We start from the raw sequence: 26,078 nt of genomic DNA, 5'->3' as shown, positions 1-26,078 counted from the left end.
ACCACTTATCTCGTTACAACTTACCCATGACTTTGCCTTGAAAGCCGTAGATTTCCCTTTCACCGGCAAACTCGACCAGCTCTACCGTACGCAATTGACCCGGCTCAAAACGAGTCGCAGTTCCGGCTGGAATGTTGAGGCGAAAACCCAGCGCTTTATCGCGTTCAAAGCTCAGCGCGTCATTGACTTCAAAAAAGTGGTAGTGCGAGCCGATTTGCACCGGTCGGTCACCTAGATTTTGCACTTCGACCGATAGGGTTTTCCTACCGACATTGAGTTCGATATCTCCCGCCGCGGTTTCGATTTGACCGGGTACAAAACCAGCGGAATTGCTTGTTGATTTAGCCATAGTGGTTTCCTCTACACGATAGGTTCATGAACGGTCACCAGCTTGGTTCCATCAGGAAAAGTGGCTTCGACTTGTACGTCTGGGATCATGGAGGGCACGCCGTCCATTACGTCATCAGCGCTCAATAAAGTGCGGCCAAAATCCATCAGCTCGGCAACTGTTTTGCCTTCTCGCGCACCTTCTAAGATTGCGCTGGAGATGTACGCAACGGATTCTGGGTAGTTGAGTTTTAAGCCTTTCTCTTTGCGCTGCTTAGCAAGCATTCCAGCGCAAAAAATCAGCAGTTTGTCCTTCTCTCTTGGTGATAATTCCATGTCACTGCCTTACTGTTTTTGATTCTCTTTATGTCGCCCAAATTCGGGGCGGTTGCGGTGATTGTGTCGTCCACTGCTGTCTGACTAGCTGCCAAACCTGCTGCAAGCTGCTTAACAAGTCTTCGCTCCAATGCGCCAACGCTCGTACCACAATCAGGTGTTCAATTTGGCTGACGGCAATCAGAAGCTGGGATTTATGCGGCTGTTGCTGTATTTGCTGGAGCAAGTCCTGTACCAAGAGAAACAGGTTTTCATCTTCGCTGGTGATGTAGAACGTCCCCAGCATCGGGAAACTCAGCATTCCTTTATCTTTCATAAAGTTATCTTCACCATATAGGTTCAAACCTTCACTAAGAATGCGTTCACCATCGAGGAATATCTCAGTTTTACCAATCAGGTGACCTTGGTCGAATCCCTCATTTAGTGCAGGACGCCCAAAGCAGTGCATCTCCCAGCCCAAAAATTGTGCACCCTTTTCCAGATGAATTTGGCTATCCAATCTCGTGTGGGCATTGGGGAAGAAGATGTTCTCCTGCGGCAGCCACTCCAGTCTCGATTGACTGTCGACGTAGAGCTCCTGTCGCTGATGGGCATACTTGGCTGCCGAACGATAAAACTTGGTCGCCCCCGGTGTCGTCACCAACACCTGCGCACCATCGCGAGCTTTGACTTGGATATTCAGTGAGTCACCACCCACCACGCCCCCCGGCGGGTGGAGCAAATAGGTATGACACGTACCGCCCTCTGGGTACAAAGGGCGCTGAATCGCCAGTGGCCCTGACTGTTTACGATGCTTCAGGACGGTTTTGTCACCTCGGTCGACAAACTCAAGTTCGAGCTGCGCTTGCCAACCTTGCTGGATATGGCTATCGATCGTTTGACCAAGCGCCCAAATCAGCGCTTGGTCGGTTGTCGATGAGACAGAAGTCGTCGTCATACGGTTAAGTACTCCTTGATTAAGCGCTCATCGAGGTCGTCCATTTCTCCTTCGGCGACTCGCCTTCCGCGGTCAAGAATGCAGAATTGGTCGCCTACTTTTCGTGCAAAAGGCAGCTTTTGCTCCACCAGCAACACCGTCAGCCCCATCTCTTTGTTGAGCATACGGATGATGTCGCCAATCTCTTGCACTATGTTGGGTTGAATCCCCTCTGTAGGCTCATCAAGAATGAGCAATTTAGGATTCACCACCAGAGCGCGGCCAATCGCCAACTGTTGTTGTTGACCACCGGACAAATCACCTCCACGGCGATGCAGCATCTCTTTCAACACTGGAAATAGGTCAAAGATAAAATCTGGAATGGTGCGGTCGCCCTTTTCACGAATGGGCAGTCCCACTTCGAGATTTTCCTGCACCGTCAGCATCGGAAAGATCTGTCGCCCTTGCGGGACGTAGCCGATCCCCATTCGTGGTCTTTGTTCGGCGTCATGCTTGAGCAGTGACTCACCGTTGAGTTTGATATCGCCGCTGGCCACCTTCACCAAGCCCATAATGCAGTTGAGGATGGTGGTTTTGCCGACGCCGTTGCGCCCCATCAGTACGGTGCATTTACCTTCCGGAATTGAGATGTCCAAGTCCCACAAGGTTTGGCTTTCATCGTAGGACTGGTTAATCGCTTGAACTTCTAACATGTCATTCTCCTAGGTAAACACGCTTAACTTCAGGGTGAGACTGAACCTGATCCATCGTCCCTTCTGCAAGCACGTGTCCTTGGTGCAGTACCGTGACATGGCTGGCGATCGAACGGACAAAGTCCATGTCGTGCTCAACCACCACCACCGAGTGTTTACCCGCAAGTGAGTTGAGCAACTCTGAAGTGCGGTCCATTTCTTGGTGCGTCATCCCCGCGACAGGTTCATCCACCAGCAACAGCGTTGGGTTTTGCATTAGCAGCATGCCGATTTCTAGCCACTGCTTTTGTCCATGAGACAGGTTCCCCGCGGTTAGCGCTGCGTTATCTTTAAGGTGAATAAGCTCTAGCACCGACTCCAGTTTATCTTTTTGTTCGCCGCTCATTTTCGCTACATAAGAGCCCCAGAAGCTGCGCACTCCAGACATGGCTAATTCCAAGTTCTGCCATACGGTCAAACACTCGATAACGGTTGGTTTCTGGAACTTGCGCCCGATACCCGCGTTGGCGATCTCAGATTCGTTCATTTTGAGCAGGTTGATGTTTGAGCCCAACCAAACCTGCCCCGTATCGGGTTTGGTTTTACCGGTGATGATGTCCATCATGGTGGTTTTGCCCGCCCCATTCGGGCCGATGATGCAGCGAAGCTCGCCCTTTTTGATGTAGAGGTTCAAGTCGTTGATCGCTTTGAAACCATCAAAACTCTTATTCACCCCTTCGACATAGAGCAAGATGTTGTGCCGTGTATCGATCAGTGGATGTCGCTCAGGCTTAAGGAATGAAAACACCTCATCGCGACGAGTCAGCTCTTGCACCGAGCTGCGTAGTTTGCTGGCACTGGTTAAAGTATTCATGCGGTCGCTTCCTCTTTGTTGAGCGTACTTTTCTCTTTGCGCGCTTTGGTTGTCGAAAGCTTATCGCTAATAAATCCAATCAGTCCTTTCGGAAAATACATGGTCGAAAGCACGAACAGACCACCCAAGGCGAATAGCCAGATTTCCGGAAACTCGACCGTAAACCAGCTCTTGGCGTAGTTGATCACCAACGCGCCAACGATCGCGCCAAACAAGGTTGCTCTGCCACCGAGTGCTACCCAAACCACCACCTCAATCGAGTTGAGCGGAGCAAATTCACCAGGGTTAATAATGCCGACCTGCGGCACATATAGCGCACCAGCAATGCCGGCGATCACCGCCGATAGGACAAACATCCACAGCTTGATGCCATCCACGTCGTAGCCCATAAATCGCGTGCGCGACTCGGTATCGCGAATCGACATCGAAACGCGCCCCAATCGACTGCCGATCACGCTGCGACACACGATGTAACTGACAATGAGCGCCAAGCCGGTTAACACGAACAGCACGATTTTGGTCGTGTCTTGCTGCAAGCTAAATCCGAGAATATCTTTGAAATCGGTCAGGCCGTTGTTGCCACCAAAGCCCATTTCGTTGCGGAAAAACGCCAGCATTAACGCGTAAGTGAGGGCCTGCGTCATGATTGACAGATACACCCCAGAGACTCGAGAGCGAAACGCGAGATAACCAAACACGTAAGCCAGTGCTCCGGGAACCAGCACGACCATCAAACACGCGAACCAGAACTGGTCAAAGCCGAGCCAAAACCACGGCAACTCTTGCCAGTTCAGGAACACCATAAAATCTGGCAGCGTGGCGTTACCGTAAACGCCGCGGTCGCCAATTTGTCGCATCAGGTACATGCCCATCGCGTACCCGCCCAAGGCGAAAAACGCGCCATGCCCTAAGCTGAGAATGCCCAAATAGCCCCATACCAAATCGACCGCCAGTGCTAACATGGCGTAGCTGAGGTACTTGCCCATCAACGAGATGGTGAACGTCTCGACGTGGAGTGGATTGCTCGCTGGCAGCAACATATTCGCCAGCGGCATCAGAATCACAGCGGCTAGAATAAGCAGCACCGTGATTTGCCCGCCTTTGTCACCACGCATCGCGGCTAACACAAAGGACTTCGATTGTGTTGTTGTAGATTGCATGCCGCTCTCCTTAGCTTTCTGCCGCTCGACCACGTTGTGGGAATAACCCACGTGGACGTTTTTGAATGAACAGGATGATAAATACCAGCACCAGTATTTTTGCCAGTACCGCGCCTGCCCACGGCTCAAGGATCTTGTTAAACAGACCTAAACTCAGCCCCGCGACTAATGTGCCCCACAAGTTGCCGACACCACCAAACACCACGACCATAAACGAATCGATGATGTACGCCTGCCCCATGTTCGGACCTACGTTGGTGAGCTGAGATAACGCCACGCCAGCAATACCCGCAACTCCAGAACCCAAACCAAAGGTCAACGCGTCGACCCTTTCTGAGCGAATACCCATCACTCGCGCCATGCCGCGGTTTTGCGAAACGGCACGAACTTGCAAACCTAGCGGCGTCTTTTTCAGCACCATCAACAAGCCAGCAAACACCATGATGCAGAACAGAATGATGTACAGACGGTTATAAGTGAGCGACAGCATCGGGTTGATTTGTAACGCACCAGACATCCAATCCGGCGTGCTGACTGAGCGGTTTAAAGGGGAGAAAATAGAGCGAACCGCTTGCTGCAAAATAAGACTGATACCAAAAGTGGCGAGCAAGGTTTCAAGCGGTCGACCGTACAAATGACGAATCACACTACGCTCAATCGCAATGCCCACTAAGCCCGAGACAATAAACGCGGCCGGAATCGACAAGATCAGCGCTAAACCGATCTGATTCGGCATCAATTGCTGAAGAACATAAGTGGTGTAGGCACCGATCATGATCAACTCGCCGTGAGCCATGTTGATTACGCCCATCACACCAAACGTTATCGCCAAACCGATCCCCGCAAGCACCAATACCGAACCTAGACTCAGACCAAAGAAGACTGTTTCAACGCCGGAGTAAAGCGCTTCACTTTGTTGATATTTACCTAATCCTTTTTTAGCAGCTTGAACCACTTGCGGTTCTGAATTTGAATTTATGATTGTATTAAGTGTTTGCAGCACAATTGGCTGCTTATAAGTAGAGAGTTGTACAATCGCAGCAATACGCGTGGCGGAATCTTCAGCCAACAAAGCGTCGTCGATTGAGAGTGCGAGGGTCAGTAAGTCTTGGACTTCAGAATTTGACTCCGTTTCTTGCAAAGCGCGTAGTCGCTTGACGATCGCTTTATCGTCGCTGCCCAGCAGTTGATTAACACTGTTGAGACGAACTTGTGCGTCTTCACTTTTCAATCCCATTGAAGCGATTTCTAGTCGCAATAAGCCACGTAGCTTATTGTTAACACGAACTTTCTTAAATGCTCTTGGGTTAGAAACCTCTAGCTCACTATCGTCCCAAGCACTGGCGATAGAGGCCGCGGTTTTGACATCGTCGGAGATATAAAGCGAGCGGTACAACTCGCTCTTTCTGTCGTTAAAGTAGTACAGATTACCTTCCAACCAAGCGGTGAGAATCGGCGTAGCAATCTGATTCGGCTCGTTTTGGCTCAGCCATTCAATCGCGGTTTCTTTTTGCGCGTGGCTTTTGCCTAACAAGGCGTCGGTGAATGTTTCGCGGTCAGTGATACTTGCCAGTGCGACATTAGCGCTCACGACGCTGAACCCTAAAACAAGGAACACGACCGCTTTCAATAAGTGGGTAATGCGTTTCATGAAATGCGTCCTTTGGTCTGTTTGAACAACGCCAAACAGATTTGATGGAAGCGCTTCTAAGCGTTCCACTTAGAAGCGCGAGGGGTTACTTAGTTGCTGCTACCAGCACATTTGCTTGCTTCAACATTGAACGCACCACAGGAGAACGGCTTAGACCAGCTAGAGAACAACTTGGCAGATTCAGGTAGATAATCTGACCAAGCGTCACCCGCAACCAGACCTGTGGTTTCCCATACCACTTCGAACTGACCATCGTCTTGGATCTCACCAATCAGTACCGGTTTGGTAATGTGGTGGTTTGGCAACATAGTAGAATAGCCGCCAGAAAGGTTCGGTACTGCGACGCCAACGAGCGCATCTTGCACCGCTTCTGGGTCCGTCGTGCCGGCGTTGGTCACCGCTTGTGCCCACATATTAAAGCCAATGTAGTGCGCTTCCATCGGGTCGTTGGTGACGCGCTTATTGCTGGCGATAAACTTCTGCCACGCGGCGACAAACTCGTCGTTCGCTTCGGTATCCACGCTCATAAAGTAGTTCCACGCCGCTAAGTGACCAACCAACGGCGAAGTATCCATACCAGACAGCTCTTCTTCACCGACAGAGAACGCCACAACAGGAATATCTTCAGACGACACGCCTTGTGCGCCTAGCTCTTTATAAAATGGAACGTTAGCGTCACCGTTGATGGTAGAAACCACCGCGGTCTTCTTACCTTCCGCGCCGAATTTCTTAATATCAGAAACGATTGATTGCCAATCAGAGTGGCCAAACGGCGTGTAGTTGATCATGATATCTTTGTCGCTGACACCTTTATTTTTCAAATACGCTTCGAGGATTTTGTTGGTGGTACGCGGATACACATAATCCGTCCCCGCCAGCACCCAACGTTCGATGCCTAACTCATTCATCAAGTAATCAACCGCAGGGATCGCCTGTTGGTTTGGCGCAGCGCCGGTATAGAACACGTTCTTCGATGACTCTTCACCTTCGTACTGAACCGGATAGAACAAGATGCTATTAAGCTCTTCAAATACAGGCAGCATCGATTTACGTGATACCGATGTCCAACCACCAAACACCACGTCGACTTTCTCTTTCTCGATCAGTTCACGCGCTTTTTCTGCAAATAACGGCCAGTTCGACGCTGGATCGACCACAACGGCTTCCAGCTTTTTACCAAGCAAACCGCCCTTTTTGTTTTGCTCGTCGACTAACATCAAGACGGTGTCTTTCAATGTCGTTTCACTGATCGCCATCGTGCCCGAAAGCGAGTGCAAGACACCTACTTTGATCGTCTCTTCTGCTAATGCCATTCCTGAGCTCATCGCAAGACAAGTTCCCACTGCTGCAAGCTTTAATTTGAACATCTTGTTCATTTTGTATCTCCATATAATGAATAGTTATTCAACAATCCATTCATCAAGAAGAGTGCCAAAATATAAATACATCATTAACAGAACCTAACCATTTGAAATAAAACAATTAGTTTAAAATTAAAAAGAAAACGCAGGACTTATGCTCATTTTGGTGCGCTGCATATTGGTGCAATAAAACCCGTGATTTCACTAATTTAGAGAAGTGACTCGAAGAAATGACCGCTTAACCTGATTTGAGAGCAAGCGAGTTGCGAGAAGAAAATGGCGAGTGAGCCTAGTTCGCCTCAAGGCTATCGCTAGGCTCTTCTTGCTATAGACAAGTATTTACACTGCGTCCGAACTATCGATTAGCCTTAACGCATCCCACAGCATGACTTGATTTGAACTCAGCACAGGCAGTGCAAAACGTTGACTGAAATGGGGCAGTAGATGCATTACGCGCATATTAGTGCACGAAATAAACACCGCGTCCGCCTGATAGGAAATAGAGTCCAATAACTGCTCTAATGCGTGCTCGATATCTGCACCACCAATGGTCGGAATATTCGGGTCATAGTCGAGATTAAAATAACCAAATGCCACCACCTCGATACCATGCGCGCTCATCGCCTGATAGAGCGGTAAGTTCACTTCATTGGTGTATGGCGTTAGCATCACAATACGTTTCGCTTGATGGTGTTCGAGTGCGCGTAACGCGGCCTGCCAAGGATTGGTGGTCATCACTTCTGGCCGCTCTTGGCGAATCAACTCACCTATCTGCTCCGACCCAATCAGCACGCTCGCCGATGTGCATCCAAATGCGACGACATTGATTGGCCACATTGGGGCGATCGTCAACATGCACTCACGAATGCGATGTTGCATGTCGCTAAGGTGTTGTGGATCGACACTGCCCGTAGTCAGGAATCGAGAGGTGTACAAACGAACATCGTCAGGTAAGTGCTCTCGCCATTCATTTTCGAGTACGTAATCGGTCGCAAGCTGCATTAGCCCAATCGCGCGCTGGTAAGGAGAAACATCCGGGGTAAATTCAAACTGAGTGGTCAAACAGTCAAATGTGCAGAGCTCTGGCATGGGTTAGCCCTCAAAAAGAGCGGTGGTTGCCCACCGCTAAGGTCACAGGAAAATCTGTTAGTTGGAGAGTTGCTGGGCGGTGTAGTTGGCAATCGCGGTATCTTGAACGCCAGTACCGGTTAAGTCACACACGGAAATATCGTCTACTTGGCGCTGATAACGCACTTTGCCACACACAATATCACCAAGTTCCAGCACCGGACGTGTTAACGGCTTTTCTACGCAGCGTAACTCACCGAGTGACTGTGACTGGCTCAGTCGATCGACAATAAGATGGTCAGCGTTAAGAATCACCGAGCTGGTCAACTCACGTTTGTGCGGACTGTCGGAGCCCATCGCGATCACGTGTGCCCCACGAGGAATGTCTTGCCAATTGAGCAGTGGCTCTTTTGACGGCGTGGTGGTGACGATAACCTCTGCGTCGCGACATGCTTGCTGAATGTTCGCATGTATCGTGACAGATAAGCCGTAGCGCTGCTGCATGCGCTGTTGGTAATCAACCGCTTTGGATGCATCCCTCGCCCATACGTTGACATGTTGGATGGGTCTAACTAACGCTATCGCGGCGACTTGTAGCTCCGCTTGTAGCCCGCAACCAAGCACACTAATCGTGGCGGCATCAGGGTTTGCAAGGTGCTTAGCCGAAATCGCGCCCGCCAATGCGGTACGAATATCGGTGAGATACCCTTCGTCAAATAACACACTGTCCACCAGCCCCGTCTTGGCGCTGAATAGCACCATCAAACCATTCAGGCTTGGGAGCCCGAGTTTCGGGTTATCGAAAAATCCAGGGCTGATCTTAATCGCGAAGCGTTCGTTGCCCCGAATGTGAGCGGTTTTTACGTCCACCTCACCGTTGCTCTCTTCGATAGCCATACTGAGGATTGGCGGCATCGTCACCTTACCCTGACCTAACGCGCTAAACCCCGCTTCGACGGCTTGCAAAGCATTGAGGTCGAGCTTAGTCACTTGCTCGATTTGAGCTCTGTTATAGATTTTCATCCGCGCGACTCCCGTCTATTTTCCGACCTGCCGGCCGATTCTCAGTGCGGTTTCAAAAGTATCGGACGAGACATTTTTTCCGCTCATAACCAACACCACTTTCTTGCCTTGAAGATCGAGTTGATGCTGATGAATAGCCGCTAAACCCACGGCAGCCGCGCCTTCGACGGCAAAGTTCTCAGCGTCGAAAATATCGGCCATCCCTTTGGCAATGTTCTCTTCACCGACCAAAAACGCTTGGTCCATCACCTGCTGAACCAGATTGAAGGTATAACGGTTATCCAAACCAATACCGCCACCGAGACTGTCGGCGAATGACTCATATTCCTGCACTTGTACAGGCTTACCCGCTTTGAGGCTTTCCACCATCGCCGCGCCTTTATCCATTGAGACGCCATACACTTTGACGCTGCTGCTGTTGGATTTCGCCGCCAAACCGATCCCGCCGATCAATCCGCCTCCGGACAAGCCAGCAAAGATGACGTCCACATCGGGGAGGTCTTCGAGTATTTCCAACCCAATCGTGCCCTGACCAGCGATAATATCTGGGTGTTCAAACGGTGAGAGATACGTCATCGACTCTTGTTCCGTCAATCTTAACGCCTCACGCTCGGCATCGTCCTGCGCCTGTCCGACAATGCGAACTTCTGCTCCCAGCGCCTTAATCGCGTCGACTTTGTTTTTTGGTACTAGGTTAGACATACAGATCACCGTGCGCACGCCCAAGCGTTGTCCGGCATAGGCGACGGCTCGACCGTGATTGCCCGTAGAGCACGTCACCACACCGTGGCGTTTCTGCTCGTCAGTGAGCTTGTTCATCGCGTGCGTCGCACCACGGAGTTTAAATGCCCCAATAGGCTGGAGCGTTTCCAGCTTTAGCCAAATTTCGCATTGATACTGCTGAGAAAGAAGTGGCGAATAAAGCAGTGGCGTGCGGCTTACCAGCCCGTTAATCGCTTTTTTCGCGGCAAAGATTGCTTGTGCTTCCATCGAGTTCTTGTCCTGAAACCGCCCACAAGGGGCGGTGTGATATGAGGTGATTACTTTGGTTGCCACTGTTTGGAGGTGACGAGGTTATCCATCACCTTATTGACCGCCTGATGCGCTTTATCGACGATGGTGTCGATATCGTTACGATTTGCGATCAGCGGTGGTGCAAAGCCGAGAATGTCGCCATGTGGCATAGCACGCGCGATCAACCCTTGCTCCAAACACGCCGCTGCGATTTGCGGGCCGACTTTCAGATTCACATCAAAGTGCTCACGACGCAGCTTATCTGACGAGAACTCGAGCGCATGCAGCAAACCAACACCACGGGTGTCACCGACTAGCGGGTGGTCTTTGAAGGTTTCCGCCATGCGCTGCTGTAAGTAAGCGCCAACATCCGCTGCGTTCTGCACCAAGCCTTCACGCTCGATAATATCGAGGTTGCAGTTCGCCGCCGCTGCGCCCATCGGGTGGCCTGAGTAGGTATAACCGTGGCCAATCGCGCCCCACTGGTCGGTGCCGTCTTCCAGCACACTCCAGACTCGCTCACCAACGATCACGCCTGACAATGGTTGATACGCCGAGGTTAAGCCTTTCGCAACGGTGATCAGATCTGGTTTCATGTCATAGTGCAGTGAACCAAAATCTGAGCCTAAACGACCAAAACCACACACCACTTCGTCGGCAATTAGCAGTACATCGTATTTGTCCAACACTTTGCGGATCGCCTGCCAGTAACCCTCTGGTGGTGGCACGATACCGCCAGTACCAAGCACAGGTTCGGCGATCATCGCCGCCACGGTTTCTGGCCCTTCAGCGAGAATCATCGCTTCCAACTGGTCAGCACAGTACTGGGAGAATTCCAGCTCAGACATACTCTCGTCTTCACGGCGATAGTAATACGGCGCCATGGTGTGCTTGATGCGCTCAAGCGGTAAGTCAAAATGAGCATGGAACAATGGCAAACCTGTCATTGAACCGGATGCGATGCTTGAGCCGTGGTAGCCGCGGTCACGCGAAATGATTTTTTTCTTCTCTGGTAGACCACGAGCATTGTTGTAGTACCACACCAACTTAAGCTGGGTTTCGTTCGCATCGCTGCCCGACATGCCGTAGTACACTTTACTCATGCCTTGCGGTGCCATCTTGATGATGCGATCGGAAAGCTTCACCAATGCTTCATTGGTATGACCGACATAGGTATGGTAGTACGCCAGCTCTTTCGCCTGATCATAAATGGCATCGGCCATCTCAGTCCTGCCATAACCAATGTTCACACAGTACAATCCGGCAAACCCGTCGATCAATTCGATGCCTTCTGAATCGGTGATTCGGATTCCGCTTCCGCTCGAGATAATCCTTCCCGAAAGCTCCCCAGCCGCATACTGCTTCAGGTGGGTTGAGGCATGAAATACTCGCTGACGATCGATCTCTAATAGTTGTTGGGTTTTGTTGCTCATGGTCCTTCTCCTCTTGGATATCCATATTTCGTGTCTCAACTGCCACTTACGGTAGGCAATGCGCCCAAGCAGCAATACTTAATTTCGCTATACTCTTCAAAGCCGTGACGGCTCCCTTCGCGTCCGAGTCCAGACTGTTTCACGCCGCCAAACGGGATCGGGTGACCGGTCATCTTGACGGAGTTGACGCTCACCATGCCAAACTCTAAACCGCGCATACATTGCCAGATTTGGTGGATGTCGTGTCCGTACACATACGCTGCTAAGCCGTACTCAGTGTCGTTGCTCATCTCGATCACATCGTCCAAGTTTTGGTAAGGCAATACACCAGCGACCGGACAGAAGTTCTCTTCGCGATACACCGCCATCTCTGGTGTGACGTCTGCTAGCAGAGTCGGAGCAAAGAAGTTGTCTCCCGGAACCGGAGTATGAAAACCCGCGACGAGTCTCGCGCCTTTATCCAGCGCGTCACGCACCAAATCATGGGCTTTATCGACCGCTGCGCGATTGATCAACGGCCCCATAGTGACTTCGTCGTCCAGCCCGTTACCCAGTACTATGCTGTTCATTTGTTTGGCGAACGCTTCAAGGAACGCTTCGTATTTTTCTTGCGGAACAAAGATTCGGTTCGCCGCCAAACAGTCTTGCCCTGCGGTCTGAAATTTGGCGTCTACTGCGGCCTTTGCTGCCTGCTCCACGTCCATATCAGGCAGCACAATAAATGGCGCATTCCCGCCGAGTTCCATGCTGCACTTTTTCACAGTTTGCGCCGCATCACGCAGCAGCAGTTTGCCGACACGAGTGGAACCAGTGAACGACAGCGCTTTGACTTTGTCGGAGTGGCACAGTGTTTGAGATACCATCACCGCATCACCAGTCACAACGTTAAAGACCCCCGCAGGAAAGCCTGCACGCTCTGCCAGCTCAGCTAATGCCAAGGCGGAAAACGGCGTTTCACTGGCAGGTTTAATGATCACCGGACAGCCAATCGCTAACGCCGCAGCGGCTTTGCGCGTGACCATCGCATTCGGAAAGTTCCACGGCGTTATCAGTGCCGCTACGCCAATCGGTTCACGTACCGTCGACAGTTGCGCATTCGGGATATGGCTTGGAATCGTTTCGCCGTAACTGCGGCGCGCTTCTTCCGCGAACCAGCGAATGAACGACGCCCCATAATCAATCTCACCTTGCGCATCCGCCAGGGTTTTGCCCTGCTCCATCACCATCAAACGCGCCAGATCTTGTTTCGACTCCAAGATCAGGTCATGCCAACGCATCAGAATTTCTGCACGTTCTTCTGCCAACAGTTTGCGCCATTGACGAAAGGCTTGATCCGCTTCATCAATCGCTTGATACAACTGCTGTTGAGACAATTTAGTAATGTAGCCAATCACAGTGCCGTCGGCCGGATTGTCCACCGGATGGAAGCTGTCGCCGCTGACCCATTTGCCATTGACGTAAGCTAATCCTCTTACCAAACGTACATCTTCCATTATTGCCATCATGTCGTGTGAAGCTTTCAGTTCATCGCCATGCAAGCTGTGTAGTGCTGTCATGAGTCCTTCTCCCAGCGTCGTTGTCCGTAGTTAAACTGTAATGGAGAAGCGTGCTGAATAATTTCTGATGCGAGGGGGTTAAGCGCGAAATTTTTCTTTTCGACATGCTCTAAAATGGTGATTTTTCTGGTCGTATTTCAGACCAATTTTTCCCTTTTAGAACAACGCGTTTTGGTTGATTTCCAACGTCCCTGAATCGCGCTTAATTGTTTTGGTCACGATATAGGTGAAGTAGCGTTCAATCCCGACTTCGGAATCGAGCCAGTTGTCGATCAAGCGTTGATACTGGTCGATGTCTTCAGACTGAATTTTGAGGATGTAATCCACGCCGCCGCCTGTGGCATAACAATCGGTGACTTCGGGCGAGTGCATCACCAATTGCTCAAAACGTTTGAACGCTTGCGCGTTGTGTTCCTTGAGAGAGACTTCCACCATGACCGACGTGCGTTTAAACAATACGTCGGTGTTCACTTTTGCCCCGTAACCTTCGATGATACCGGCTTCTTCGAGCTTTTTGACTCGCTCCCAGCAAGGGCTGACGGACAAGTTAATCGCTTCGGCAAGATGAGATTTGGTGATACGACCGTTGTCGTGAAGAATTTGTAGAATTTTGACATCGTAGCGATCGAGGCGCATGGTGATTCTCCCTGTTCGATACCAACCGCTGCAAACGTTGCGATTGGTCAACCGCTATAAAGTGGCCCGCAGGCCACTCTCCTTGTGCGAAAAACTTCGCGTTATTGGCTGAACTCTTGGTCAAGCGATTCGAGTACCGCTTTACCACTTTTACCGGTTAGCTCAACGTATTTGTCTCGCATCGTCATCGACGCCTGCTTGAACGCGGCTCGTTCAGCGTTATCCAACTGGATCATTTGCATCTCAGGTTTCGCCTGTTTGATTTGCTCCAGGCGAGCTTGGTTAAATTCAGCTTGCTTATCGAAGATAAAATCGTTCATCCCAGCGATGACTTTTTCTACCTGCTGCTGGCGCTCCGCAGAAAGCGTATTGAACCAATTGTTGTTGGTAATCACTGTAGTGGTGAACTGTTGCTGGCCCGCCCAGATCATGTAGTCACTGACTTCATAAAACTTCATTTCTTCGATCGCGAACACTGGGTTAACCTGACCGTCGATCATCTTCAATTGTAGAGCGCCGTACACTTCAGAGTATGGCAGTGGTGTTGGATCAGCACCGAATGACTTGTAGGCTTCCACCAACATTGGCGAGGCCATCACACGCATTTTGAAGTTGTCGAAATCTTCAGGCGAACGGATTTCACGGTTGGTGGTCCAGACCATTTCACCCTCCGGGTACATGGTCAGTAGTTTGAGGTTTTTCTGCTCTAATTTGCCGCCCAAAGTGTCATAAATCGTTGGGCTGGAGCTGAGGACTTTCTTGTTCACTTCGTTGTCTTGCGAGAGCAGATAAGGGATAGAGAAAACCTGCATTTCGGGTACGAAAGAGCCGAAAATCCCCGGAGAAGCGTTGGTAAACTGGATAATACCGTTAGCAGTAAGTTCGGTGAGGTCTTCGGACTGACCTAACGTGCCGTATGGATACACTTCAACGGTTACATCGCCGTCGGTTGCGCTTTCAATACGCTTTTTAAATTCCTGTGCATACGCATCCTGCACTGAGCCTTTGACTTCCTCTAGAGCGAACTTCCATGTCTCTGCGTAAGCGTTGCTTGCGAAAAAACTGGCGGCAATCAGCGCGGTGCTGGTTAGGTAACGGTAACTATGTTTCATCGGATTCATCCCTTGTTTCCTTAGTTGTCTGTGAGTCAATTCACCAACGGCTGGTGATACGCCAGACCCGATGTTGTGTCGTATCGAAATGGGTTAAATGAGTTCTCCACAATCTTCGGCAAGTACCGCGAGCGTGTCGCCAATGTTGACCATGGCAGGAAAGCGGCGCGCGGCGAAAATGCCGCTTCGTTCTGCGCGATATTCTATCGGCGCTTCACCAGTGCGTTGTGTAGAGTAGATTTTGACCATGACATCACCCAGCTCCACCGCATCGCCGAGATTAAAAAGATACTCTGCGATACCCTGGTGCTGACTCTGCAAGTAGCAACTGGCATCCGGCATATCCAACAGCTTGGTCGGCTGCGCTGGTTTCTCATAGTCACCTTGCAAATTACCTGCAAAGCGTAAGAAGTTGCGGATGCCACGGTCGGCATAGGCGATCGTCTCTGGAGTGCTGGTACCACCACCACGAAGCTCGGTTGTGACAAACACTTTGCCCTGAGACTCAACGGCGGTGTCATACAAACTGGTCGCATCCATCTCAAGCAGAATCATGGTGTATGGCGCGCCAAATAGCTTGGCGCCCAAAATACACGCTTCTTCTTGATCTGGATTATCGAGGCGATGCGCCGCTGCAAACGGAACGATGTCGAGCGTTTTGCCGCCTGAGTGGATGTCTAACGCAAAGTCACACATCGGCACCAAATAGCGGCTAAAATAGTCGGCGATTTTCTCCGTCACTGTCCCGACAGGATTGCCGGGAAAGCTGCGGTTTAGATTGCCTTTGTCAATCGACGAGGTTCGTGACGCATTTTGCACCGCAGGCAAGTTCATCATCGGCACGATAATCACTCGCCCTTGGATCTGCTCAGGGTGCAACGAGTTCGCCAGTTTGAGTAGGCTGGTGATCCCTTCGTACTCATCTCCGTGATTTCCGCCAGTCAGCAACGACGTTGGCCCCGGACCGTTTTTTATCACGGTGACCGGAATCATGATGCTTCCCCAAGCAGAATCATCATGAGAATACGGCAGAGCGAGAAAACCGTGTTGTACGCCTTCACGCTCGAAGTCTACCGTGGCTGAAATTGAGCTGTCTTGCATAGCCAATCCTTTCTGTTGTTAAGCTCAGTGTTTAACGAATAAGTGACGCGGAAAATCACACAACGTTTTCGCTCCATCGCGGGTAATGACGATACTTTCGGTGGTTTCCAGTCCCCAATCTTCGAACCAAAGCCCCGGCATAAAGTGGAAAGTCATTCCTTCTTTAAGCACCGTTTTATCGGTGTCACGCAGACTCATTGTGCGCTCGCCCCAGTCAGGTGGGTAACTCAAACCAATCGGATAACCACAGCGCGCGCCTTCACGGGAGAAGCCCGCTTTATCGAGCACTTTGTTCAATGCGTTAGCGATATCCGCACAGGTATTGCCCGGCTTGGCGACTTCCAATCCCGCTTCAAGTCCGCGGGTTAAGGCTTCATCCGCGCGCTTAAACTTGTCATCGGGTTCACCGAGGAAAATCGTACGCGATAACGGACAGTGGTAACGGCGGTGTGCCCCTGCAATTTCGAAAAACGTTCCTTCGCCTTTTTTGAACGGTCGGTCGTCCCAAGTTAGGTGCGGAGCGGACGCATCTGCGCCTGAAGGCAATAACGGTACGATAGCGGTGTAATCACCAAAGTGGTCTTCATGGCCGAGTACCGCCTGACGGTTTATCTCCGCCACCAAGTGGTGCTTGGGCAGACCTGGTTCAATCATGTCAAATGCCACGCGGTGCATGTTTTCAACAATGCGTGCTGCGCGATACATGTACGCTAGCTCTTGATCCGATTTCACCGCACGACACCAGTTCACCAGTCCAGTGGCATCCAACAGTTGGGCATTGGGTAAGTGTGTCGTCAGTGATTCATACGCGGTAGCGCTGAAGTAATAGTTGTCCTTTTCGACGCCGATGCGTCCACGATCCCAAAGTCGCGGAGCAAGTACGGCCTCCACCAAGTAATCCATCGGATGAAGCGGCGGATTCATAACGTAATGGTCTGGATAGTAGGTGATGTTTTCAGCCGACATATACGCAGTGCGATACGCGCCATTCGCGTCTTGGCAACGACCAAACCAAACCGGTTCACCCGATGAGCCAACGACCACGCATTGAGGTACATAAAACGACCAGCCGTCATAGCCGGTTAACCACGCCATATTGGACGGATCATGGATAATCAACACGTCCAATTCGCGCTCGACCATCGAGTGTCGAACTTTGGCTAACCGTTCCTGGAACTCATCCAGGGTAAAATGCAAAGCAACGCCTCTCATATTTTCTCCTTGTTAAAAATCCGACGCCTTATGGGCCTTCGGAGACGTTGAGGTATTTCTACCTTTCATCAGGTCGGTGGACCTGGGTACAAAAATTCGTGTTCATCACCACTGCGATTGAATCTGCTCAGTCCTGAGCTAGGGCTTTGACTTGCCCCCTCGAGCAGTAAATTTCATGTCAATCATTACAATTGTGGTGTATTTTTGTGCATTAGACCGCATTTGACGGCTAAAAACTCGCCATTTGTTAAATCGAAGTTACAATGAGCGTTAAAAATGAATCAATTAAAATATTGTGTCATGACAATTTCTTTGAACCCGATCATTCGCCCAGGTACCCCAAAATACATCTCCATCGGCAACTATCTTGTCGAGTGTGTTCGTAGTGGTTATCTGAAACCCGGCACTCGCCTACCAACCCACCGCGAGTTTGCCGAACAAATTGGCGTCAGTGTCCAAACCGTCAGCCATGCTTATGGGTACGCCGAAAAGAAAGGCGCGCTTGAGTCTTGGGTGGGTAATGGCACCTTCGTCAAATCCGGCTTTGTCGATGAGATCACCGACAGCGAATTTATGCTGACGCAAGAGATGAAAGAGACGCCCGATGAGATAGACATGTCAATCGCCCATCCAGTCGTCACCGACCGTCACGTCGCACTGTTCAATCAGGCACTGATGCACATCGCCAGCCAAACCAATAACCGCTGTTTGATCAGTAAAGCCAAGCCGGTCACTGGTCAGCCCCACCACGTCGAGTCCGGGGCTCGTTTCCTCAGCAGCCAAGGTCTGGATGTCGGTACTGAGCAAGTGCTCTTAACCAACGGCGCGAGCCACGGCTTAACGCTGGCGCTGAGTACCGTGGTGGAACATGGTGATTGGGTCGCGTGCGGACAGTTGGTCGATCATGGTTTGATCTCACGTTCTCGCATGCTGGGCTTTAAGCTGCAGCCTCTGGAAATGGATGAGTTTGGTATTACACCAGATGCGTTTGAGTGGGCGTGTCAGCACAAACCGATTAAGGCGTTGTGCTGTACACCGAGTATGGCGAACCCAAACAGCGCACATATGGAGCAAGCGCGCAGAGAAGCGATCGCCGATATCGCCAAGAAATACGAAATCTACGTGATTGAAGACGACGTTTACGGCGCATTAGAGCCCAATCGCGTTGCGCCACTTGCAGCGTTACTGCCAGAACAGACTTTTTACGTCACCAGCCTGACCAAAGTGGTTGCTCCCGGCATGCGCACAGGTTATCTGACGGTGCCTCGCCACTTCCTTCAACATGCCATCGGCCGATTAGCAGCAACCAGTTGGTCAGCGACACCTTTGCCATTTGAAGTCGCCCACTTGTGGATTGAGAACGGCACATTGAACCGATTGATCCGCTTTCAAATCAATGAGTTTGCCAAAAGGCAACGTATCGCGAAAACCGCATTGCAAGGCCACAGCTTTAGCGCGCACCCAAACGGACAACACATCTGGCTTAAATTACCGGAGCAGTGGAATAGCGACGATCTGGTCGCTTCAGCAAAACGTTCTGGGGTGCAAATCACCAGCTACAAACCGTTCGTACTCGATACCAATCAGCCAATCCCATACGTGCGTATCAGCCTTGGCGCGGAAACCAACCGAGGCTATATAAAACATGGCTTGTCGGTCATTTCAGAGATCCTCGACACCAATCCACCAACCTCTCACTTTTTGGTCTGAGCAGTCGTCTCAGACCAATTTTTTCTGCAAAAGGGCTAAGTTCAGAAAATCTTTCGTTCCCATCGGATTGACTTGATTGTCATGAAAACGATAACGTTTTATTAACATTGTTGGTTAACGAGGAACGAGGCGATGAGAGGGATTTTTCACTGGCTAGACAGGTATATTCAAAAGGCTGAAGCCGCGTTATTGATTGGCTCCGTGCTGTTGATAGCACTCAACTCAATTGCCAATGTGCTCGGGCGCTATCTGTTTAGCCACAGCCTCTATTTTTCTGAAGAACTGAACTACTTCCTGATTATTGCGGTGACTTTCATCGGTTGTAGCTACGCCGCCAGACAATCTCGCCATATTCGCATGACCGCCTTTACCGATATGTTACCCAAGCGCTGGCAAACCTTAGCGAACGGCGTGATTTATCTTCTCACCGCTGTTTTAGTCGCCGTTCTCACTTGGTATGCGTGGCAATACATCGCTAAAGTCAGTCAAATGGGACGCCTGTCGCCCGCACTGCAAGTGCCACTAAGTTGGGTTTACCTTATCGCACCTATCGGCCTGTTTTTTAGTACCGTTCAGTTTACTCGCGTTGGTCTACGCCACATCAAACGCTTTGTCCAACTCACCGTTCTTTCACGCTCCGTTCGTCACGCTGGTAGCCTGAATACCAACCGCTTGAATGCCAACCGTAAGCAGGAGAAAGCGCTATGACAACGGCACTGATCATCACCATGATTACCTTACTCGCATTTGGCTTTCCAATGCTGGTACCACTTTTGGCCGCCACCATGCTCGGTTTTATTGTCTACCTTGGTCTGGGTCCGGATTTTATGATTCAGCAAATGCTCGCGGGCATTAAACCCGCCGCGTTAATCGCTGTGCCGATGTTTATCCTCGCGGCGGAAATCATTACCCGAGGCGTGGCGGCAACTCGCTTACTCGATGTAGCGATGGCGTTTGTCGGCCACGTTCGCGGCGGCTTAGCAATTACCTCTTCGCTTAGCTGCGCGATGTTTGGCGCAGTATCGGGGTCAACGCAGGCAACAGTGGTGTCGGTCGGTTCAATTATGCGACCGAAAATGCTCGAATATGGCTACAAAGACAGCTTTGCGCTTGCGCTGATCATTAACGCGTCGGATTTAGCCCTCCTGATCCCACCCAGTATCGGCATGATCATTTATGGCGTGGTGTCGGGTACTTCGGTTGCTGAACTGTTTATCGCGGGGATTGGACCTGCGATCGTTATCTTGTTGATGTTCTCTGCCTACTGTTATTTTTATGCGGGCAAAAGTTCCGTGCAAAATGCACCAAAAGCGAGCTGGAAAGAGCGTTGGACGACAGTTCGCAAAGCAGTATTACCGTTTGGTTTTCCTCTTATTACTGTCGGCGGTATCTACGCGGGCGTCTTCAGCCCAACCGAAGCCGCGTCAGTATCTGTGTTGTACGCAGTGATTCTCGAAATGGTGGTGTTTCGTAAAGTGAAATGGAAAGAGCTGGGTGGCATCGCGCTTTCGACCGGGATGGTTACCGCGGTGGTGTTTATCTTAGTTGCGGCAGGTAGCGCGTTCTCTTGGGTGATCTCTTTTGCACAAATTCCGCAGGAGTTGCTCGGCATGATTGGGATTAATGACCTCTCGCAAACCGAGTTGCTTATCGTCATTTCCGTCGCGTTTTTCATCGGCTGTATGTTTGTTGACCCTATCGTGGTGATGCTGATTCTGATCCCTATCTTCGCTCCTGTGATCAAATCTTCCGGCATCGATCCCGTTTTGGTCGGCACCATCGTCACCCTGCAAGCCGCGATCGGCTCTGCAACACCACCGTTTGGCTGCGACATCTTTACCGCGATTGCTGTGTTTAAACGCCCTTATGTGGAAGTGATTCGCGGCACGCCACCGTTTGTCTTCATCTTGCTGTTGGTCTCCGTGATGCTAATTTTCTTCCCATCAATTTCGCTTGCGCTGCGCGATCTTGCTTTCCGCTAATATGACCCATTGGTAAGGAGTGGAATGCATACCGTTCAAAGCTGACTGCTTGAGTTTATCGGTCAGCTTTTAACGACACTTATAGATGATGTTCACTAAGGTTTAGCGAACACTCAAAAGATCTTAAAAACCTTTGCGCAAACCGATACTGACTAGATCGTCACATATCCCATCATTGGTACTGAGTTGCATATAAATAAATATATGGAAATTAAGCGACAAGACATATACTTAAATCAATAGAGAATGTTACAAAATGGTTATTGTTATGTGCACAATATTTTCTGGACAAGATCCTGCGAACTACGAAATGTGTTCGCGTTCCATTCGCTTAGCAGGACATTCAACCAGCGTGAGATTGGAAAGACAATACTGGCAGATCATCGATCACATCGCGGATTCCCAAGGCATGAACACAGGCAAGTTCCTTACCACCTTGTATGATGAGGCGCTTGATATTAACGGTGAAGTATCCAATTTTGCTTCTCTGTTACGATGCAGCTGTGTGTTATATCTCAGTGAATCGCACCAGTAGCTTTGAGTTCGTTCATTTAAAAAGCTCGTCAAACTAAACCAAAATAACGAATTCCCCCACTGTTAAATTAACATTTTCATTACATGTGGTATTCATATACCACCCCTCTTCTGCTTCCCGGAGTTAGTATCTGTATAACATTACAGCTGGGAGGTACTTATGGCCAAACTCATTCACTCAATGATTCGAGTATTTGACGTAAATCGGTCGATTGCTTTTTACAAGGATGCGCTCGATTTAGACGTCGCACAGAGCTTCGAATTTGAAAGCTTCTCTCTTATCTATTTAAGAAACTCAAGCAGCGACTTCGAGCTTGAGCTTACCTACAACCACGATAATTCCAATCACTACACACACGGTTCGGGATACGGACATATTGCTGTTTGCGTCGATGATCTAGACGCAACACGCCAAAGACTCATCGAACTTGCTATGCAACCCACTGACATTAAGAGCATGGCTTACCAAGAAGAGCCAATGGCTAAGTTCTTTTTTCTCACCGACCCTGATGGATACAAAATCGAATTCTTAGAGCGATTGGGACGCTTCCAATAGAAGAAGCGCTCAGCCTACAAAGACTCTAGAACGTTGAATGTAAGGATAATGATATGAATAATCCAACCCCCAATTATTCACGACGAAAAATTCTCAAAATGGGCGTTTTAACCGCTACCGCTGCTTACGCCTATTCCGTTTCCGGAATTTCATTGATGGGTAAATCTTGGGCACTGAGCGTGACATCGCTCAACGAAGCCACGGCAAATTCATTGCTGCAGATTAGCCGCTCAATCTACCCTCATCCTCAACTCGAGGACTTGTTCTACGCCGCGAGTGTAGAAAGCATCGACGCCAGTGTTGCAAGCAACCCAGAACTGCGTAAAGCATTGGAAGACGGGATTGCCACGCTAATCAAAGCAGCAGGTGGCGATTGGACTAGTCTCAACGCCGCCAAACAAACCGAGTTACTCCAACATGTTGCCTCAGAGCCATTTTTTCAGGCTATCCGCAGCAACATGGTGGTATCTCTTTATGATAACCCCAAAATTTGGCCAAAGTTTGGCTATGAAGGCCCCTCGTTCAGCAAAGGTGGCTACATACATCGTGGCTTTGATGATATTGACTGGCTACCACAACCTAACAAGGAGAGTTGATTATGACTAAGCAATTTGAATTATCGGATAATAGCGTTGTTGTGGTCATCGGATCCGGTGCAGGTGGCGGAACGTTGAGTAATGAACTGGCGCAAAAAGGGGTCAATGTTGTCTGCCTCGAAGCCGGTTCTCGCCTCGACTACACCAAAGACTTTGAAAACAATGAATGGAAGATGTTTGGTAAAGAAGCGTGGCTCGAACCCCGTACGACTAGCGGTTCTTGGGAAATCGCTCGAGACTTCCCAAACTTGCCAGCTTGGATTTGCAAAACGGTAGGTGGTTCAACCTTGCACTGGGCGGGTGCTAGCCTACGTTTCCAAGAACATGAGTTTCGCGCAAAAACCATGTACGGTCACATTGAAGGCTCTCAGTTGCTTGATTGGCCACTAACGCTTGCTGAACTGGAACCGTATTACAAAAAAGCTGAGTTTAAAATGGGTGTAACCCGCACTCACGATATTCCGGGACTGCCCGGCAATAATAACTTCAAAGTACTGCAAGCAGGCGCGACGAAACTGGGATACAAGGAAGTGCATACTGGAAGAATGGCGATCAATTCTCAACCCCGTGATGGTCGAGCGTCATGCCAACAACTTGGCTTCTGCTTTCAAGGTTGTCGAATGGGTGCGAAGTGGTCGACTCTGTACACCGAAATTCCGAAAGCAGAGGCAACGGGGCACTTTGAACTACGCCCGAATAGCCATGTACTTAAGATAACGCACGATAGCTCAGGTCAAGTGGATGGCGTGCTCTACGCAGATGAAAACGGAAACCAGCAACATCAGAAAGCACGGATTGTTTGTCTCGCGGGTAACTCTATTGAAAGTCCGCGTGTCTTGCTAAATTCAGCGTCTGCAATGTACCCCAACGGACTTGCAAACAGTTCAGGCGAAGTGGGCAAAAACTACATGCGCCACGTCACTGGTTCAGTGTACGCAGAGTTCGAAAATCCGGTTCATATGTACCGAGGAACCACCATGGCGGGCATAATCAGTGACGAAGCCAAGCATGATCCTTCACGCGGATTTGTCGGTGGTTACGAAATGGAAACACTGTCATTAGGGCTTCCTTTTATGGCAGCATTCTTGCGACCTGGTGCGTGGGGAAAAGATTTTGCTGAGGATATGGAAGCTTATGAGCGCATGGCTGGTATGTGGATTGTTGGCGAAGATATGCCTCGCTCAAGCAACCAAGTAACGTTGAACCATGATGTAAAAGACAATTTCGGTTTGCCTGTTCCGAATGTCCATTACGATGACCATTCAAATGACATTGCGATGCGAAACCATGCTTATCAACAAGGTGAGGCTATTTACAAAGCGGTCGGCGCGATAAAAACCAATCGTGTTGTTCCCTACCCATCAACGCATAACCTCGGAACCAATCGCATGAGCGCTAAACCACAAGAGGGAGTTGTCAACAAGTGGGGGCAGGCGCACGATATCGATAACCTCTTCATCTCTGACGGTAGCGTTTTCACGACGAGTGCAGCAGAAAACCCGACACTCACTATCGTCGCACTCGCAATACGACAAGCTGAATACATCGCTGATTCTATGAGTAAAGGCTTAATTTAGCTACATGATCTAAGCCCGACTTGTCGGGCTTTGCATACCATTAACGACATACTCTCCTTATTCCGACTGAATCATTTTACATCCCATCCCAATTTCACCTGAGTAGCAAAAGCTCGTTCTGACATAAACAGATTGGCTGAAGGCATGCACAAAATTGCTATCTCCATTTATCTATGAGAGTGATAACAGCCTGCGCACTAATTCCTGAGTAGTATCTGCGTCATCGTGAGAACAAAGGATTAGTCCCTATGTACAAATATAAATTACCTGTCCTTGAGAAGATCGGCTTTGGCGCCGGTGACATGGCAGTCAACGTGGTGATTTCATCGATGATGTTAATCATTACCTTCTTCTATACGGATATTTTTGGCATCAAACCCGAAGATTTAGCCATGTTATTCATCGTGGTTCGATTGATCGACGCGGTGACCGACCCACTAATGGGCATGATTACCGATAAATTTACCTCTCGTTGGGGTCGCTACCGTCAATACCTACTCTTTCTAGCGATCCCTTTCGGTATCTCAGTTTACCTCGCGTTCAGCACACCTGATGGCGATTACAACACTAAACTGGTTTACGCCTACGCGACCTACATTCTTGTCACTGTGATGTTTACCGCCGTGACGATTCCATACATCTCACTAATCAGTGTGATGACCGATGACCCGAAAGAGCGCCTGTCTGCAAACGGCTATCGCTTATTCTTCGCCAAAATCGCGGCGTTTCTTGTCACCATCATCGTACCGCAGCTATCAGCGGCTTGGGGTCAAGACAACATCCAATTGGGTTACCAATATTCGATGGGTCTAATGGGACTGATGGGCACACTGCTGTTCTTGTTCTGTTTCGCGACCACCAAAGAGCGTATCGAACACGTGGTCGACAAAAAATCGTTTAAAGACCAAGTCAAACTGCTGATGAAAAACGACCAGTGGTTGGTACTGTGCGCGGTATGTGTAACGGGCACTATCGGCTACGTAATCCGTGGTTCTGTCGCTGCGTACTACGCCAAGTATTACCTTGGTGGCGACGCAGGTACGATTTCCGCATTCCTCGCAACGGGGGTAAGTGCGGCGATTCTGGCGATGGTTGCCTCAACATGGATCACTAAGAAGTACTGCAAAATTAAACTGTTCCGCTACAGCCAAGTCGCAGTACTGCTACTTAGCGCAATGTTGTACTTGTTTGTCGGTCGTGAAGACTTGGCGCTGGCTTTCGTGTTGTATTTCTTAGTGTCGTTCGTGGTGGATTTGCATGCTCCAGTATTCTGGTCAGCGATTGCAGAAGCCGTCGACTACGGCGCGTACAAAACGGGTCAACGCGTATCTGGACTGGCGTTTGGCGGTATCTCATTTAGCCAAAAATTGGGCATGGGTATCGGCGGCGCGGTGGTCGGTTGGCTACTCACCTTCTTTAACTACGTACCCAATGAAGCACAGTCAGATTACGCCCTGACAGGTATCGCGCTGATGCTAACGGTCATCCCCGGCTTGTTCCACTTCTTGATGGGCTCATTGATGTTCAAATACAAAGTGACCGACAAGTACTACCAAGCAATGACAGCGACCAACATCCTAGAAGAAGAGAAAAATCTAAGCGATGTTCAATCTTCAAAACCTCAATCACGTTACGCAAATTAAGGTAAGCA

The 26,078-nt window shown here is 49.9% G+C and carries 25 protein-coding genes; 8 read left to right on the top strand and 17 right to left on the bottom strand.

The features are described 5' to 3' along the window. Positions 1-13 precede the first annotated feature (13 nt). The 17 genes from AKJ31_RS00620 to doeA all read right to left on the bottom strand — a co-directional run bounded on the left by AKJ31_RS00620 (position 14) and on the right by doeA (position 17,472). Complete coding sequence (locus AKJ31_RS00620) at positions 14-349, bottom strand: urease subunit beta (RefSeq protein ID WP_053407155.1); 336 nt, start codon at positions 347-349, stop codon at positions 14-16. 11 nt (positions 350-360) lie between these two features. Next, positions 361-663: an urease subunit gamma gene (gene ureA / locus AKJ31_RS00615; RefSeq protein ID WP_053407154.1), complete on the bottom strand. Its 303-nt coding sequence runs from the start codon at positions 661-663 to the stop codon at positions 361-363. Between the two features lie 28 nt (positions 664-691). Beyond that, entirely contained in the window at positions 692-1,600 is a 909-nt protein-coding gene (locus AKJ31_RS00610; RefSeq protein ID WP_053407153.1) for an urease accessory protein UreD, read from the bottom strand. After that, positions 1,597-2,292 carry an urea ABC transporter ATP-binding subunit UrtE gene (gene urtE, locus AKJ31_RS00605; RefSeq protein WP_053407152.1) on the bottom strand — a complete coding sequence of 232 codons (696 nt, stop codon included), beginning with the start codon at positions 2,290-2,292 and terminating at the stop codon, positions 1,597-1,599. The genes AKJ31_RS00610 and urtE overlap by 4 nt, the downstream gene beginning before the upstream one ends. 1 nt (position 2,293) lies before the next feature. Continuing rightward, positions 2,294-3,145 (bottom strand): urea ABC transporter ATP-binding protein UrtD, encoded by an 852-nt coding sequence (gene urtD, locus AKJ31_RS00600; RefSeq protein ID WP_053407151.1) that lies wholly within the window; start codon positions 3,143-3,145, stop codon positions 2,294-2,296. After that, positions 3,142-4,305, bottom strand: coding sequence for an urea ABC transporter permease subunit UrtC (urtC, locus tag AKJ31_RS00595; protein ID WP_053407150.1), 1,164 nt, complete (start codon positions 4,303-4,305; stop codon positions 3,142-3,144). Before urtC ends, urtD begins: the two co-directional genes overlap by 4 nt. Before the next feature lie 10 nt (positions 4,306-4,315). Then, entirely contained in the window at positions 4,316-5,956 is a 1,641-nt protein-coding gene (gene urtB, locus AKJ31_RS00590; RefSeq protein ID WP_053407149.1) for an urea ABC transporter permease subunit UrtB, read from the bottom strand. Between the two features lie 89 nt (positions 5,957-6,045). Beyond that, positions 6,046-7,332 (bottom strand): urea ABC transporter substrate-binding protein, encoded by a 1,287-nt coding sequence (gene urtA, locus AKJ31_RS00585; protein WP_053407148.1) that lies wholly within the window; start codon positions 7,330-7,332, stop codon positions 6,046-6,048. 324 nt (positions 7,333-7,656) lie between these two features. Further along, positions 7,657-8,406: a maleate cis-trans isomerase family protein gene (locus AKJ31_RS00580; RefSeq protein WP_053407147.1), complete on the bottom strand. Its 750-nt coding sequence runs from the start codon at positions 8,404-8,406 to the stop codon at positions 7,657-7,659. 57 nt (positions 8,407-8,463) lie between these two features. Then, positions 8,464-9,408: a cyclodeaminase gene (locus AKJ31_RS00575; RefSeq protein ID WP_053407146.1), complete on the bottom strand. Its 945-nt coding sequence runs from the start codon at positions 9,406-9,408 to the stop codon at positions 8,464-8,466. A gap of 15 nt (positions 9,409-9,423) precedes the next feature. Beyond that, entirely contained in the window at positions 9,424-10,398 is a 975-nt protein-coding gene (eutB, locus tag AKJ31_RS00570) for a hydroxyectoine utilization dehydratase EutB (protein WP_053407145.1), read from the bottom strand. Between the two features lie 50 nt (positions 10,399-10,448). Next, positions 10,449-11,855, bottom strand: a complete 1,407-nt coding sequence (locus tag AKJ31_RS00565; protein ID WP_053407144.1) for an aspartate aminotransferase family protein — start codon at positions 11,853-11,855, stop codon at positions 10,449-10,451. Positions 11,856-11,890: 35 nt separating this feature from the next. Continuing rightward, complete coding sequence (locus AKJ31_RS00560; RefSeq protein WP_053407143.1) at positions 11,891-13,411, bottom strand: NAD-dependent succinate-semialdehyde dehydrogenase; 1,521 nt, start codon at positions 13,409-13,411, stop codon at positions 11,891-11,893. Between the two features lie 156 nt (positions 13,412-13,567). Further along, positions 13,568-14,047, bottom strand: coding sequence for an Lrp/AsnC family transcriptional regulator (locus AKJ31_RS00555; protein WP_053407142.1), 480 nt, complete (start codon positions 14,045-14,047; stop codon positions 13,568-13,570). 101 nt (positions 14,048-14,148) lie between these two features. Next, entirely contained in the window at positions 14,149-15,159 is a 1,011-nt protein-coding gene (locus AKJ31_RS00550) for a TRAP transporter substrate-binding protein (RefSeq protein WP_245639009.1), read from the bottom strand. A 93-nt stretch (positions 15,160-15,252) separates the two neighbouring features. Further along, positions 15,253-16,260 (bottom strand): N(2)-acetyl-L-2,4-diaminobutanoate deacetylase DoeB, encoded by a 1,008-nt coding sequence (doeB, locus tag AKJ31_RS00545; RefSeq protein WP_053407140.1) that lies wholly within the window; start codon positions 16,258-16,260, stop codon positions 15,253-15,255. A gap of 24 nt (positions 16,261-16,284) precedes the next feature. Then, a complete protein-coding gene (gene doeA / locus AKJ31_RS00540; protein ID WP_053407139.1) occupies positions 16,285-17,472 on the bottom strand; it encodes an ectoine hydrolase DoeA in 1,188 nt (395 codons plus the stop codon). A 300-nt stretch (positions 17,473-17,772) separates the two neighbouring features. On the opposite strand from doeA, the gene ehuR reads away from it, so the two are divergent. The 8 genes from ehuR to AKJ31_RS00505 all read left to right on the top strand — a co-directional run bounded on the left by ehuR (position 17,773) and on the right by AKJ31_RS00505 (position 26,070). Next, a complete protein-coding gene (gene ehuR, locus AKJ31_RS00535) occupies positions 17,773-19,182 on the top strand; it encodes a MocR-like ectoine utilization transcription factor EhuR (protein ID WP_245639008.1) in 1,410 nt (469 codons plus the stop codon). 132 nt (positions 19,183-19,314) lie between these two features. After that, entirely contained in the window at positions 19,315-19,890 is a 576-nt protein-coding gene (locus AKJ31_RS00530) for a TRAP transporter small permease (protein WP_053407138.1), read from the top strand. Beyond that, the gene (locus AKJ31_RS00525) at positions 19,887-21,164 is read left to right on the top strand and encodes a TRAP transporter large permease (protein ID WP_053407137.1); all 1,278 of its coding nucleotides are present in this window, start codon (positions 19,887-19,889) and stop codon (positions 21,162-21,164) included. Before AKJ31_RS00530 ends, AKJ31_RS00525 begins: the two co-directional genes overlap by 4 nt. Before the next feature lie 268 nt (positions 21,165-21,432). Further along, a complete protein-coding gene (locus AKJ31_RS22395; RefSeq protein WP_072161223.1) occupies positions 21,433-21,699 on the top strand; it encodes a ribbon-helix-helix domain-containing protein in 267 nt (88 codons plus the stop codon). A 159-nt stretch (positions 21,700-21,858) separates the two neighbouring features. Then, positions 21,859-22,254, top strand: coding sequence for a glyoxalase superfamily protein (locus AKJ31_RS00520; RefSeq protein ID WP_053407136.1), 396 nt, complete (start codon positions 21,859-21,861; stop codon positions 22,252-22,254). A gap of 53 nt (positions 22,255-22,307) precedes the next feature. After that, positions 22,308-22,850, top strand: coding sequence for a hypothetical protein (locus AKJ31_RS00515; RefSeq protein ID WP_072161197.1), 543 nt, complete (start codon positions 22,308-22,310; stop codon positions 22,848-22,850). Between the two features lie 2 nt (positions 22,851-22,852). Further along, a complete protein-coding gene (locus AKJ31_RS00510; RefSeq protein WP_053407134.1) occupies positions 22,853-24,427 on the top strand; it encodes a GMC family oxidoreductase in 1,575 nt (524 codons plus the stop codon). 248 nt (positions 24,428-24,675) lie between these two features. After that, on the top strand, positions 24,676-26,070 hold the full coding sequence (locus AKJ31_RS00505; protein ID WP_025522719.1) for an MFS transporter: 1,395 nt from the start codon (positions 24,676-24,678) through the stop codon (positions 26,068-26,070). The last annotated feature ends 8 nt before the right edge of the window (positions 26,071-26,078 follow it).

It is taken from the genome of Vibrio hepatarius (genome assembly GCF_001274785.1).
Lineage (GTDB): Bacteria > Pseudomonadota > Gammaproteobacteria > Enterobacterales > Vibrionaceae > Vibrio > Vibrio hepatarius.
This window is presented reverse-complemented; position numbering and strand designations above follow the sequence as displayed.